The organism is Cocleimonas sp. KMM 6892, from assembly GCF_035798195.1.
Taxonomy (GTDB): Bacteria; Pseudomonadota; Gammaproteobacteria; order Thiotrichales; family Thiotrichaceae; genus Cocleimonas; species Cocleimonas flava.
Genome location: NZ_JAPFBV010000002.1, coordinates 88070 through 101329, shown reverse-complemented (window position 1 = coordinate 101329; position 13260 = coordinate 88070). Strand labels below are relative to the sequence as shown.

Sequence of the window (13260 nt, the reverse complement as noted above, 5' to 3'; positions counted from 1 at the left end):
TGTAATAGATTGTTGCTGTATTAGATTGTGATGATAAAACGGACCAAAGCCATGCAAAAAAAAGATCCAACTGTTAACCCTATTCTGAACCCGGAAAGCAAGAAACACTCAGAAACAGACTTCAATCATTTTGAAGTGCTATTAGCAAATCGTAACTCAGGTATCGCGTTAGAAACCTTACGCCATGATGTTACCCCTATCGGTATGCATTATTTACTCAGTCATTTTGATATCCCTTATGTTCAGGATGAAAAACAATGGTCTTTAGAAATTGGCGGATTGGTCAATAATCCGATGACGCTGGATATGGATTACCTCAAGTCACTCCCACAAATCACTCAGCAAGTAACACTGGAATGCGCAGGTAATGGTCGAGCCTTATTAAAGCCACATTGGCCAAGCATGCCATGGACGTATGAAGCTGTTGGTACAGCAGAATGGAAAGGCACACGCCTGATTGATGTTTTAAAAACCGCAGATGTTAAAACCGAAGCAATACAATGGGTATTTAGTGGCGCCGATGAAGGCGTTGACTCTGGCGTACAGCATGATTTTTCGCGTGCACTGAGTATCGAAATGGCAAATAACCCAGACATTATGCTGGCATGGGAAATTAACGGCCAACCGTTGCCGCCACAACACGGTTTTCCATTACGATTAGTAGTGCCAGGCTGGTATGGCATGGCAAGCGTGAAATGGTTAAACCGCATCGAAGCCATAGACTATGAATTCCAAGGTTATCAGCAAGTTGGAACCTATGTTTATCGTAAAGATAAGGATGATAAAGGCACGCCAGTATCAGCAATACGCGTGAAATCATTGATGGTGCCGCCGGGCAAGCCAGACTGGTATACCCGTAAACGTTTATTAGAAGCTGGTGAAACAATACTGCAAGGACGAGCCTGGTCTGGCTTTGGCACACCAATCACTAAAGTCGAAATTGGAATAAATGATGATTGGTTTGAAGCAGAAGTCTTCCCTGCCAATGAAAAGTACGCATGGAGCCGCTGGCAATTTAACTGGCAAGCAGAAGCGGGATACCACCAACTTAAGTGCCGAGCCACAGATGCCAATGGCGACACCCAACCGCTTGAGCCTCCCTGGGATAATTCAGGGTTTGGTAATAATTGTGTTCAGATCACTGAAGTCTGGGTTGAAGATGATTTAAGCAATGTTTAAATCTATTGTTGCTGGGGATTAAAGAACGTCGTTTATTCTGGAATCTACGATGGACTTTTCTGGCTCTTGGTGAGGGTTTGATAATAACTTTTGAGTCTTAAAGACAGTAGTTGTTGATCTACCATTGTACATCGACGATTCCTTACGGAATCTACGATGGACTTTTCTGGCTCTTGGTGAAGTTTTGATAGTAGCTTTTGAGTCTTAAGGACAGTAGTTGTTGATCGACCATTGTACATCGACGATTCCTTACGGAATCTACGATGGACTTTCTTGGCTCTTGGTGAGCCTAAGAAAGCCACCTCCCCACTTACGGGCACTTTTTTGCTTGTTTACAAAGTAAACTAACGATTAACCAGAAGTAATTCATAAACTTACATATATTCGTGCAAGCCACTCAAGGAAAGGTTAAAATCGCCTGAACTATTCAAAAGGGGTCTGTCAAAGAAGTAGCAAGCGTGTCACGCTTGAGCGCTTTTACAGTTCGAATATAAGGCAAAAAAACTCTAGGCAGTTTTGATTTATTTGCCAGAAAATCATAGGAATAAAGAATAAATATGAAGTTATCTATCAAGCTGCTTAGCAGTACACTTTTGGCATCGCTCGTTCTGTCATTATCAACCGCCACACAAGCTGCTCCTGGTAACCGCCTTGGTTATAACACCAGTGGATTACATCATTTAGCTTCATCAAACCCTTTTACCGATATTTTCAAAATATCACGCGGCTGGATAACATCGTGTGAATTTAACTGGCAACAAAATCGCCCTATTGACCCTGGTTGTACAAAAAAGACATCTTTTAATACCAAAGAGTCTGACCAGGTTCCTGTTGACAGAAATGGTTGGCCAACGCGTTTGCCTGCGCGTGCCGAACGCCCAATTTACACATCGATCAATGCAATCTGGGATATGCCAGACAACTTCCCTGTCGGCAAACATTTCGTGACCTACGAAGGTGATGCAGACATTAAAGTACATGGCGATGTAGAAGTAACACGTCAGATTCCAGGCCGCATCGACTTTAATTTACGTTCAGCTAAACGTAATCTACGTTTACATATTACCCGTATCAATCCGCGCAATTACATTCGCAACATCAAAGTAATTCCGCAGAAGTATGCGAGCATTTATACCCGTCAGACTTTCAACCCGGAATACTTAAAGACTTCACGTAACTTTAATTCTATTCGCTTCATGCCTTGGCAGAATACTAAATTAACCAAGCTGGCAGAATGGCATCAACGCGCTACTCCACAGTCTGCATTTTACAATCACAATGCTGGTATGCCTGTTGAAACGATGGTCGATCTAGCAAACCAAAGCCAGGCTGACCCATGGTTTTCAATGCCACATTTAGCGTCGGATGATTTCTATCGCAAGTTCGCACAAACCGTTAAAGCACGCTTAAACGGTAGACATAAAGTGTATGTTGAGAACTCTAATGAAATCTGGAATTCAATGTACCCTGCTACTCACGATGCAACTCGCAAAGCGCTTAAATTGTGGCCACGCGGCAAGCTAGACATCAAAAACGTTGGTACTCGCCGTTTGTTCTTAGCGCTTAACTACAACGCTAAACGTAGCCGTGAAATGTGCCGTATCTTCAAGCAGGTATTAGGCAATCGCGCTGTTTGTGTTGTATCTGCTTATGGATCTGCACCAAAAATGGCCGAAGAATTAATGACCTGCCCATTAGCGGGTGGAGATTGTTACAAATCTTTTGATGCTTATGCAGTAGCACCCTATTTTGGTGATTACATTGCACGTATCGAGAACCGTCCTTTAGTGAAACGTTGGGCAGCATCTGGCAGCAATGGCGTTAACCAACTGTTTAGAGAGATCATGAATGGCGGACTTGCAAAAGATAATTACCCAGGCGGCGCAATTGAAAATGCTATTCAGGACCGTGTGGTTAAAAATGTGGCAATTACCAAAAAGTACGGCGTAAAACTGCTCGCTTATGAAGGCGGACAGCATTTACTTCGTGTCGATGGCCAGCATCGCATTAAAGACCCTCGCGTCTTTAGCCTATTCGCTAATGCGAATAAGAACCCACAAATGGGTAACGCCTATACCAAGTACTTAAGAGCCTGGAATCGCGCGGGTGGCGGCATGTTAATGCACTTTAATGGCATTGCTGCGATTGATGATCGTAATTACTTCCCAATGCTAGAAAAAGCGGGAACAACGTCGCCTAAATATAACGCCATGATCAATTATATTCGTGGACGTTAAGATCGCCTAACAACGCACAGTATTTCAAAAATGTCATTTAGCATGGGTGATTCGGGTGATCTTTGCCCAATCGGTGTTTTTGATTCAGGACTTGGTGGACTTTCCGTACTTCGGGAAATCCACCAACTTCTTCCCCATGAAAATCTCATCTATGTTGGTGATTCAGCGCACGCTCCCTATGGCGACAACAGTGCTGAATACGTCCGCAACCGATCACTCATCGTTTCTGAATTCCTCTTGGACCAAGGTGTAAAAGCCATTGTCGTAGCCTGCAATACAGCAACTGCCGAGGCGATTGATCTTTTAAGAGTGACACTAGATGTTCCTGTGATTGGTCTGGAACCAGCCATTAAACCCGCTAGCAAATTGAGTAAGAATGGTATTATTGGTGTTCTTGCAACTCAACGGACGATAAACAGTGAGCGGCTTCTGGGTTTAACAGAACAATATGCGGCAGATAAACGCGTATTAGCTCAGGCATGTCCCGGATTGGTAGAGCAAGTAGAAGCATGTGAACTTGAATCTGAAAAGACAAAAGACTTATTGAAGCACTACATCACCCCCCTACTTACAGAGGGTGTTGATGCATTAATTCTTGGCTGCACACATTACCCTTTCTTGATCGACGCCATTCGAGATATTACTAACGGCATCGGTGCAGGCATAAATAAAGACAAAAAAATTGAAATCTTAGAAACAGGCAAGCCAGTTGCCGTGCAATTACAGCGCGTGTTGGAACAGCATGATCTACAAAGAATCGTGCATGGAAACACTGATTCCGCGGGCGAAAAACAAAACCATTTGGGTAACATCAGCTTTTATAACAGCAGTAAAGACCCAGTCACCCTTAATAGTATGAAACAGCTATGGCAACGAAGTTTGCAGAAATCAATCAATCCCATAGCCATAAAAGCCCTTCCTGCGCTAGAATACGGCCATGACTGATAATTCACACCAACTTGACGATATAAACCCTCACACGGGCGAGCCTTACAAAATTCGCCCGAATAAGACCCAACTAAAACGCGAGATGAAGGTCTTGCATGACCTTGGGCGCGAACTTGTAGAGCTTGCACAAAATAAACTGGAAGAAGTAACCCTGTCTGAGCGTATGTATGATGCAGTGGTTTCTGCCAAAAAGATGAAAAAAGCGGCTTTACAACGGCAATTTCGATTCATCTCAAGCATTATGGACGAAGAAGACGTTGATACGATTCAACTAGAGCTAAAGCAATTAGCACTTCCGCAACAAAAAGAGGTTGAGGCATTACATCAGCTTGAAAACTGGCGAGACCAATTAATTGCGGGTGACAATGATCTGATTGAACAGCTAGTGACTGAAATTGAAGCAGATAGACAACACATCCGACAATTAGTCAGAAATGCTAATAAAGAAGCACAACAGAATAAACCACCGAAATCTTCACGGTTACTATTCCAATACTTAAAAGAACTTCAAGAGAATGCAGAATAGTTTTAGTTTTGTATTAAGGAAAATCATCCTGACATTAAAGTAAATCCGAAGTATCAATAAGCTCTTATCCAGCGTATACACTGTACATCGACGATTCTTTACGGAATCTGCGATGGAGTTTGGCGAACTTAGCGTTTCGTTTGTTGAAACGGATAATTCGATTATTTGGCTTTCCATTTCTGGCTCTTGGTGATCCTTAAAAAGCCCCCCCCTACTTATAAGCCTTTTTTTATTTCTTATCTAAACGCTTAATCGTTAAATAACCCAAATGCCTATTTTCAGGAATCTTCTTCTGCTTATCTGCAAGTGTTAGTAAATTGCATGAAAAGCGTTAAAATGGTTCACTAATATATATTGACCACATTACAATGAAAAATAAGCATTAGGCAATGTATGACTAAACAACTTTAAGTCTCTAATTATCCTAAATAAATCCATTTTTACCATTCAGATTTTTACTAATAATAGTTATGAAAGAAAAACACACCTTAACGCAGTTTCACAATTTTCATTTTCAAACGCTTGTTTGAATCTATTTCTATAGAACATTAATAGACAGATATTGAATAGTTGAGGCCTTCATTGAATTTTAGAGAAGACATAAATGGATTAAGAGCTATCGCCGTTATGGCAGTAATGCTATTCCATTTCGAACCCGCATGGGCTCCTGGTGGATTTGCTGGTGTCGATATTTTCTTTGTTATTTCAGGCTTTTTAATGACTGGAATAATTTTTAAAGGCATTGAAAACGATAGTTTTTCAATCTTAAGGTTTTATGCTGCCAGAGCCAATAGAATCATACCTCCGTTATTTGCGCTCTGTGCCACACTGTTAATCATAGGCTGGTTTGTATTAACCCCTGCGGATTACAGAAACCTGGGGATTAACTCAGCCGCAAGTTCGGTGTTTATTTCAAATATCATCTATTGGCTTGAATCGAGTTACTTTGCTCCTGGTGTTGAAAATAATCTGTTACTACACACATGGTCTTTATCCGTGGAATGGCAGTTCTATCTCATATATCCGGTTATTCTGCTCTTTTTAAGTAAATTTCTATCGATTAATAACATCAAAAAATTACTGATAGTGATCACACTACTGGGCTTTAGCTATAATTTATACGTCAGTGTATACAGCCCGAGCGCTGCTTACTACTTATTGGGATCACGATTTTGGGAGATGACCATTGGTGGTCTGGCTTTCTTATACCCCATTACTTTTACAAGAAAAAAGAGCATCGAAGCAATCGGTTTATTGCTCATTTTGGCGTCGTTCATCTTTGTTACCAAAAATGATTTATGGCCGGGCTATATGTCGTTACTGCCTGTTGTTGGTGCTTACTTAATTATCATCAGTCATACCGAAAGTTCACCTTTTACGACAAATCGACTCTCACTTTTTATCGGTAAAATTTCTTATTCTATTTATCTGTGGCACTGGATTGTGCATGTATTCTTATTCAAAAATGAATACGACAATCTTTACAGTAAAGTTTTTGGCATTTTAGTGTCTATTGTACTTGGTTATATTTCGTATTCCTTGTTTGAAAAGAAAAGGTATAAATTAGAAAATATTACTTTCAAAAACTTAATAACCTTCAAGCCTCTGATTTTATCATTCGCTATTTTTGGGCTTTCTGCGGGTATTTACCTTTTCAATGGCATGTTGAATTACACCTACTTAAGTCATCCGGAAGCATCCGATTACATTTCCAAATACGAAAACTATATGGAGCGTAAAGACGTTCAAGAAAACTACGGCGTATTGAATATCGATAACAGATATGAGTCTTCGACATCGACATCTACTTCATCAAATATAGATTCCAACCTTAAACAAAATGATGGTGTGTTTCTGTGGGGAGATTCTCATGCAGATGCCCTCGCCTATGGTCTAGAGAAAATATTTAAAGCGAATAACATTAAATTTCAGGCAACTACAGCTCAGTCTTGCGGTGCGGGTTTAGGCATTGGTGCAAACATAAAGAAAAAGGGCACGGATGACTATAAGCAATGCGTTGAAAGCAATACCTTTGCAGTCGACTTTATAAAAACACATAAACCTTCTGTAGTGATTTTTGCCCAACATAAAGACCATGATCTGAACAACTTTAATCAAATAGTCGATGAAATAGCAGATAAAAATATTAGCTACATCATCGTCGGGCCAGTACCACAATGGAGAGGCACTTTACCCTCCAGAATTGCATACACTTCGTTAGATCCCAAAGATAAGTATCTGGGCAGTATTCGACCCTGGATTCTTCCTCTGGATCAAAAAATGCAAGAGAAATACCAACAGAATAAGAATATTCGTTACCTATCTCTGATAGATAGGCTTTGTACGAAAGACGATAAATGTCTGGCTAAAGTAGATGATAAGAATAGCCCACTGGTGTGGGACTATGGACATCTCAGTCTGGAAGGCTCTTATTATGTGGGGCAAAACATTATTTACCCCGAAATAAGTAATCTTATCAATCAGTCTGCAATGACAAGCCAGATCGAGCAATAACTATAACGTTTAAATAACGCCTGCTGCCTGCTCATCAGCAAAATAAGATGATCGCACCATTGGACCACTGGCAACATGCGAGAATCCCATCTCGTAACCTACCACTTCAAGTTCTTTAAATTCATCTGGGGTTACGAATCTTTCCACCGGCAAATGATCAAGGCTAGGTTGTAGGTATTGACCAAGGGTTAGCATTTCACAATCGTGATCGCGTAAATCCTGCATCACGACTTTGACTTCGTCAATCTCTTCACCAAGTCCTAGCATTAAACCGGATTTAGTCGGAACTCCCGGGTGCATTGCTTTGAATTTCTTAATTAAATCCAGTGACCATTGATAGTCAGAACCAGGACGTGATTGCTTATACAAGCGAGGCACTGTTTCTAAATTATGATTGAATACGTTAGGTGGTGATTTAGTCATGATTTCAAGAGCAATATCCATACGGCCTCTAAAATCAGGTGTTAGGATTTCTATTTGAATGTCTGGGTTACTCTCACGAACTGCATTTATGCAATCGACGAAATGTTGTGCTCCACCATCACGTAAGTCATCACGATCTACTGAGGTAATAACAACATATCGCAGTGCCATTGCCTTGATGGTTTCTGCAAGGCTTGCTGGCTCATCTACATTTAACGGTTCTGGACGACCATGACCAACATCACAAAACGGACAACGTCGCGTACAGATATCACCCATAATCATGAAAGTAGCAGTACCTTTTGTGAAACACTCACCTAAATTTGGGCATGCAGCTTCTTCACACACAGTCACTAATTTCTGTTCACGCAATACTTCTTTTAATCGCCTGACTTCAGGCGTAGTTGGCGCTTTGGCACGTATCCATGAAGGTTTACGTTTGATTTCTGTACTTGGTATGACTTTTATCGGGATTCGCGCTACTTTTTCTGCACCACGTAGTTTCACACCCTGTTCTGCTTTCTTCACACTCATATTCGTCCTAAACTCTTCTTAGCCTTTAGCTGCTTATATCGCCACAAGCTCATTTTAGTCTTACACTTATTACAAATCGTAACTGTGCTATTCATTAAGTAATAGAGGATTATATCGCCATGTCTAAACAATACCAAGACTCCAATCAAGAAACGCTGAATACCCCGACTCAATCCATCAGCAATTTATTTCAAATCAGCTTCTATGTTCCAGTCAAAGATTGCGAAGCGGTCAAACAAGCCATGTTTGATGCTGGTGCGGGTATTGTTGGAAATTATCAGGAATGCGCGTGGCAAACGTTAGGGAAAGGTCAATTTAAACCATTGCCAGGGAGTAAACCCCATATCGGTGAGGTTAATACGCTTGAAAGCCTAGAAGAATTCAAGGTCGAAATGGTTTGTGCCGATGAATACCTGGAACCGGTCGTTCAGGCATTAAAAAGCAGCCACCCCTACGAGGTGCCTGCTTTTTCTGTGATAAAGCTTGAAGCGTTTTAACGAATTCTTCGAACGACTCTAACTGCACTGCTATTTGATGCATTCAAACCATCAACACGAATACAATCCGCATGATTTTTATGATTTGGGTTATGCGCTTTTCTATGAACCTTAGCTGCGCGCTTTTCTTTAGTCGTATTCAATACAGCTTGAGCTTGACGGTAAAAGTTAGCGTCGACTGATTGTAAGCGATTTGCTTGTAAACCGCGAGTCGCTTTTTTGATAAAAATAGCACTATTATTCATGGCATCAACGCGAATACAATCTGCATGGTTCTTGTGATTAGGATTGTGAGCGTGGTGTTTCTTATGCATTCTATGTTTTTTGTGCATGCGCTTTTTGTACATACGCTTTTTGTGCATTTTTGGCTTAACGCGCATCTTTGCACCAGGCGTCCAATTCTGACCTTTGTAGTTCTTAGTCGCCTTCGACTCAGGGCAATTAGTACGGTAGTAATACCCTTTTCCACGTTGCGCTATATAATTGTCATGAGCTGCCCAACCTCGAAATTGACCACCGTAAGCACGTACATTTTTAGCAGCGGCTCCGCACATATTCATTTCGTCAGTATCTGGCCATGCGTAAGCTGGCAGTGTCAAAACACTTCCAAAACTGAGGATTAGTAATAAAACCAATCGTTTGATTGATACAATTTTCATTGAGATAGTCTCCATACTATTTTATAACTTGCTTTAAACTTCCAAAAACATCCATTTTAGGAAGTGTTTAAACCTTGATAGCGTTTAGTGGCGAAGTTGCCATTAAATAGTTCATAAACACGCTTCAGTGATTAAAATATCAAGGTACGCCTGTAATATTATTGATATCATAGCTCACAAATTTATTAACTTATTTACTAAAACACTGTTTTGATTAATATTTAAACAGCCTATATCTATTTATAAATTATAGAAATAAGCACCGTTTTAAGTAATAACCAGGTATCCAATAATGTCTAAACAAGATGTTCAAGAGACTACGCATTTCGGTTACGAACAAGTACCAGTAACCGATAAAGCGAGCAAAGTAGCAGACGTATTCCATTCTGTTGCAGATAAGTACGACATAATGAATGATTTAATGTCGGCTGGCGTACACCGTTTATGGAAGCGATATACGATAGAAACATCAGGCGCTAAAAAAGGCGACACTATTCTTGATTTAGCAGGTGGCACTGGGGATTTAGCGGCAAAATTTACCCGTATAGTCGGCCCTAATGGTCTAGTCACACTCTCGGATATTAACGGCTCGATGCTTGAAAATGGCCGTCAGCGATTAACCAATATGGGTATTGCAGGCAATATCGAATACGTACAGGCGAATGCCGAATGCTTACCATTTGCAGACAATAAATACGACCTGATTACCATCGCTTTTGGCTTACGAAATGTAACGGATAAAGATGCGGCCTTAAAATCTATGTATCGCGTTTTGAAACCGGGTGGAAAGTTAATGATTCTCGAGTTTTCAAAACCTGTCGTACCTGGTTTGAGTACTATTTACGATCAGTATTCTTTTAAATTATTACCACTCATTGGTAAAGTCGTAGCGAATGATGAAGACAGTTATCGCTACCTTGCAGAATCCATCCGTATGCATCCCGATCAGGAAACATTGAAAGGCATGATGGACGAAGCAGGCTTTGAACGTACCTCGTATCACAATATGACAGGCGGAGTTGTTGCGTTACATACAGGATATAAATTTTAAGTTATCTGTAGTCACCGCTATTACAATTATCTCTTATTAAAGAATACGCTCAATGAAACTTCCTATACCCTTTCTATCAGCCATCGAGACAGCCATAAATACCTGGATGAAACTTGATGGCGAGTCTTTGGAAAAACTGAAGCCCTTAGAAGGAAAAATCATTCGTTTTCACATAACGGGGCTCGAGCTGAATTTATACTTTCTTCCTGCTGTTGCAGGCATAAGCGTTCTTGGTAATTATCCCGAAGAAAAGGAAGGCGGAATGGTCGATGCCACGATTCATGGATCACCAATGGCATTGATTCGTTTGAGTACTGCCGAGAACTCTGGGGAAACATTACTCAAGAGCGATGTTGAGATAGACGGAGATATGCGTATTGCAGAAAAATTTAGCGCTGTTCTCAGAGAGATAGATATCGATTGGGAAGAACACTTATCCAGATTAGTCGGAGATATTGTTGCCCATCAGGCAGGACAGTTTATTCGCGGGGCAAGTCGCTGGTTGAATGAAACCAATGATGCAATGAAAATGAATACCGCAGAATATATTAATGAAGAAGCTAAACTCTCTCCTGCTGATGCAGAAGTAAAATATTATATGGATCAGGTAGATGATTTAAGAATGGGCGTTGATAGACTCGATGCGAGAATTTCAAACCTCACTTCAAATCTTAAAAAATCTGACAACGCTTCAATAAGCAATAACAAAAAAGCATAAAACACCCATGAATCTTTTCTCTCAGCTTTATCGGCTCTTCGTCATTAATCGCGTCCTGATTCGTCACAACCTCGATGAATTGATTTACGCCATTCCTGCCTTCCGTCCTTTGCGATTTATTTATCATATATCTCCGTGGAACTGGAAAAAAGAAGAACGTGCTCCCCGTGGTGAACGCATCAGAAAAGCATTGGAAGATCTTGGACCCGTATTCGTAAAATTTGGACAAGTGCTCTCGACGAGACGAGATATGTTACCCGACGATTTAGCAGATGAACTCGCCAAGTTGCAGGATAACGTTCCGCCTTTCTCAGGCAAACTAGCCCGTGAAATTATTGAAAAGTCTTTAGGCAAGCCAGTAAACGAACTCTTTCAAGACTTCGATGAAACACCCCTCGCGTCGGCATCTATCGCACAGGTGCATACCGCTACCTTACAGGATGGTAAAGAAGCAATCGTCAAAGTCGTTCGACCTGGCATAGAAAAAACCATTCGTCACGATATCGACTTAATGCTTTTCATCGCAAAAATGGTGAATCGTTTTAGCGCTGTCGGTAAACGTTTACGACCTGTAGAAGTGGTACAGGATTATGAAAAAGTAATATTTGATGAGCTAGATTTAGGCCGAGAAGCCGCCAATGCCAGTCAATTAAGACGTAATCATTCTGGCACAAAAGATCTGTATGTACCTGATGTATACTGGGATTACTGCGCTGAAAATGTAATGGTCATGGAGCGCATCTATGGCGTTCCGGCGGGCGACATCAAACAACTACATGCTAACGGTGTAGACATGAAGGTTCTCGGCGAACGTGCTGTTGATATCTTTTTTACCCAGGCATTAACACATAACTTCTTTCACGCTGATATGCACCCCGGGAATATTTTTATCGATATCAGTAACCCTAAAGACCCCACTTTTATCGGTGTGGATTTTGGCATCATGGGTTCTTTAGAGGCTCAAGATCAGCGCTACCTCGCGGAAAATTTACATGCCTTTTTTAACCGCGATTATAAACGTGTTGCCGAAGTCCATATAGAATCTGGATGGGTACCGTCTCATACCAAAGCCAGTGAGTTTGAGGCTGCGATACGTACCGTCTGCGAGCCTATCTTTCAGTTACCTATCAAAGATATTTCATACGGCAAACTATTGCTGAGATTATTCCAGACTGCGCGACGCTTTAATATGGAAGTGCAACCACAACTGGTGTTACTGCAAAAAACACTGTTAAATATCGAAGGCATGGGTCGTGAACTCTACCCAGATCTGGATTTATGGGTAACCGCCAAACCTTTCATACAGCGCTGGATGGATGAACAATCCGGCATCAGATCATTATTCAATGGCGCTAAGGAAAACTTACCCAAATTCGTCGAACAGTTGCCACACATGCCGGTGATGATTAATGAAGTGATCCGCCAAATTCATGAAAAAAATAGCAATTCAGAATCTGAATCACGACAGATTCAAGCACTGCGTGAAGAGATTAAACAAGCCAATCAAAGAACCACTTATACCGTCACTGGTGGTGTGTTAATTATTAGTGCCGTCCTTTCTAGCTCTCCATTGCTTCTGGTGTCTTCTTATACTTCTCCCATATCCTTAGGCCTTGGTTCATTGGGAATTGCGTTGTTAGCATTTGGGTTAATGAAAAAATAAAAGTCCCCTTTTTTCTTAGGCACCCCCCTACTTATAGGGTTTTTTTTTAATTGCTAATGTCGTCTATGTCTAATGGCTTTCTAAACGACTAAGGATTTTATTTGGCTAATAGTTTCATCATTAGCTATTAGCTTATCTTCACTTAATCATCTTTATCAATAAGCCCAGATTAAACCTGTAATTCATTTTATTTATTAAAAATAAATTACTATTAAAAAATAATTAACACAATTTAGCGCTATATAAAGTAAAGTTACTCAAGGTTTACTTAATCAATATTGAAGTTGTATAGAAATAAAAATAACAAAAAA

General features: G+C 40.7%; 11 protein-coding genes. 9 read left to right on the top strand and 2 right to left on the bottom strand.

The annotated features are described in order from the left end of the window. Nucleotides 1–51 precede the first annotated feature (51 nt). The 5 genes from OO007_RS06045 (at nucleotide 52) to OO007_RS06025 (ending at nucleotide 7404) form a co-directional block, all read left to right on the top strand. Nucleotides 52–1179: a sulfite oxidase gene (locus OO007_RS06045; RefSeq protein WP_325808131.1), complete on the top strand. Its 1128-nt coding sequence runs from the start codon at nucleotides 52–54 to the stop codon at nucleotides 1177–1179. 557 nt (nucleotides 1180–1736) lie between these two features. After that, nucleotides 1737–3416: a hypothetical protein gene (locus OO007_RS06040; protein WP_325808130.1), complete on the top strand. Its 1680-nt coding sequence runs from the start codon at nucleotides 1737–1739 to the stop codon at nucleotides 3414–3416. A gap of 30 nt (nucleotides 3417–3446) precedes the next feature. After that, the gene (gene murI, locus OO007_RS06035; protein ID WP_325808129.1) at nucleotides 3447–4361 is read left to right on the top strand and encodes a glutamate racemase; all 915 of its coding nucleotides are present in this window, start codon (nucleotides 3447–3449) and stop codon (nucleotides 4359–4361) included. Further along, the gene (gene yjgA / locus OO007_RS06030) at nucleotides 4354–4890 is read left to right on the top strand and encodes a ribosome biogenesis factor YjgA (protein WP_325808128.1); all 537 of its coding nucleotides are present in this window, start codon (nucleotides 4354–4356) and stop codon (nucleotides 4888–4890) included. The genes murI and yjgA overlap by 8 nt, the downstream gene beginning before the upstream one ends. A 582-nt stretch (nucleotides 4891–5472) precedes the next feature. Then, nucleotides 5473–7404 (top strand): acyltransferase family protein, encoded by a 1932-nt coding sequence (locus tag OO007_RS06025; protein ID WP_325808127.1) that lies wholly within the window; start codon nucleotides 5473–5475, stop codon nucleotides 7402–7404. Between the two features lie 9 nt (nucleotides 7405–7413). On the opposite strand, the gene lipA is transcribed toward OO007_RS06025, so the two are convergent. Further along, nucleotides 7414–8361, bottom strand: a complete 948-nt coding sequence (gene lipA, locus OO007_RS06020; protein ID WP_325808126.1) for a lipoyl synthase — start codon at nucleotides 8359–8361, stop codon at nucleotides 7414–7416. 119 nt (nucleotides 8362–8480) lie between these two features. On the opposite strand from lipA, the gene OO007_RS06015 reads away from it, so the two are divergent. Beyond that, on the top strand, nucleotides 8481–8858 hold the full coding sequence (locus OO007_RS06015; protein ID WP_325808125.1) for an NGG1p interacting factor NIF3: 378 nt from the start codon (nucleotides 8481–8483) through the stop codon (nucleotides 8856–8858). Here OO007_RS06015 and OO007_RS06010 read toward each other — a convergent pair. After that, nucleotides 8855–9517, bottom strand: coding sequence for a hypothetical protein (locus OO007_RS06010; RefSeq protein WP_325808124.1), 663 nt, complete (start codon nucleotides 9515–9517; stop codon nucleotides 8855–8857). The two genes, OO007_RS06015 and OO007_RS06010, sit on opposite strands and share 4 nt — an antisense overlap. A gap of 292 nt (nucleotides 9518–9809) precedes the next feature. Between OO007_RS06010 and ubiE the strand changes: the two genes are divergently transcribed. The 3 genes from ubiE to ubiB are packed head-to-tail and all read left to right on the top strand — an operon-like array spanning nucleotide 9810 to nucleotide 12949. Beyond that, entirely contained in the window at nucleotides 9810–10568 is a 759-nt protein-coding gene (gene ubiE / locus OO007_RS06005; RefSeq protein WP_325808123.1) for a bifunctional demethylmenaquinone methyltransferase/2-methoxy-6-polyprenyl-1,4-benzoquinol methylase UbiE, read from the top strand. A 52-nt stretch (nucleotides 10569–10620) separates the two neighbouring features. Beyond that, nucleotides 10621–11286: a ubiquinone biosynthesis accessory factor UbiJ gene (locus OO007_RS06000; RefSeq protein ID WP_325808122.1), complete on the top strand. Its 666-nt coding sequence runs from the start codon at nucleotides 10621–10623 to the stop codon at nucleotides 11284–11286. Nucleotides 11287–11293: 7 nt separating this feature from the next. Further along, on the top strand, nucleotides 11294–12949 hold the full coding sequence (gene ubiB, locus OO007_RS05995; RefSeq protein WP_325808121.1) for a ubiquinone biosynthesis regulatory protein kinase UbiB: 1656 nt from the start codon (nucleotides 11294–11296) through the stop codon (nucleotides 12947–12949). Nucleotides 12950–13260: the final 311 nt, after the last annotated feature.

Bases quoted from the DNA above. Each gene is read 5' to 3' on its own strand.
- murI (WP_325808129.1), top strand. From the start codon at position 3,447: ATGTCATTTAGCATGGGTGATTCGGGTGATCTTTGCCCAATCGGTGTT.
- OO007_RS06040 (WP_325808130.1), top strand. From the start codon at position 1,737: ATGAAGTTATCTATCAAGCTGCTTAGCAGTACACTTTTGGCATCGCTC.
- OO007_RS06000 (WP_325808122.1), top strand. From the start codon at position 10,621: ATGAAACTTCCTATACCCTTTCTATCAGCCATCGAGACAGCCATAAAT.
- OO007_RS06015 (WP_325808125.1), top strand. From the start codon at position 8,481: ATGTCTAAACAATACCAAGACTCCAATCAAGAAACGCTGAATACCCCG.
- ubiE (WP_325808123.1), top strand. From the start codon at position 9,810: ATGTCTAAACAAGATGTTCAAGAGACTACGCATTTCGGTTACGAACAA.
- lipA (WP_325808126.1), bottom strand. From the start codon at position 8,361: ATGAGTGTGAAGAAAGCAGAACAGGGTGTGAAACTACGTGGTGCAGAA.
- OO007_RS06010 (WP_325808124.1), bottom strand. From the start codon at position 9,517: ATGAAAATTGTATCAATCAAACGATTGGTTTTATTACTAATCCTCAGT.
- ubiB (WP_325808121.1), top strand. From the start codon at position 11,294: ATGAATCTTTTCTCTCAGCTTTATCGGCTCTTCGTCATTAATCGCGTC.
- yjgA (WP_325808128.1), top strand. From the start codon at position 4,354: ATGACTGATAATTCACACCAACTTGACGATATAAACCCTCACACGGGC.
- OO007_RS06045 (WP_325808131.1), top strand. From the start codon at position 52: ATGCAAAAAAAAGATCCAACTGTTAACCCTATTCTGAACCCGGAAAGC.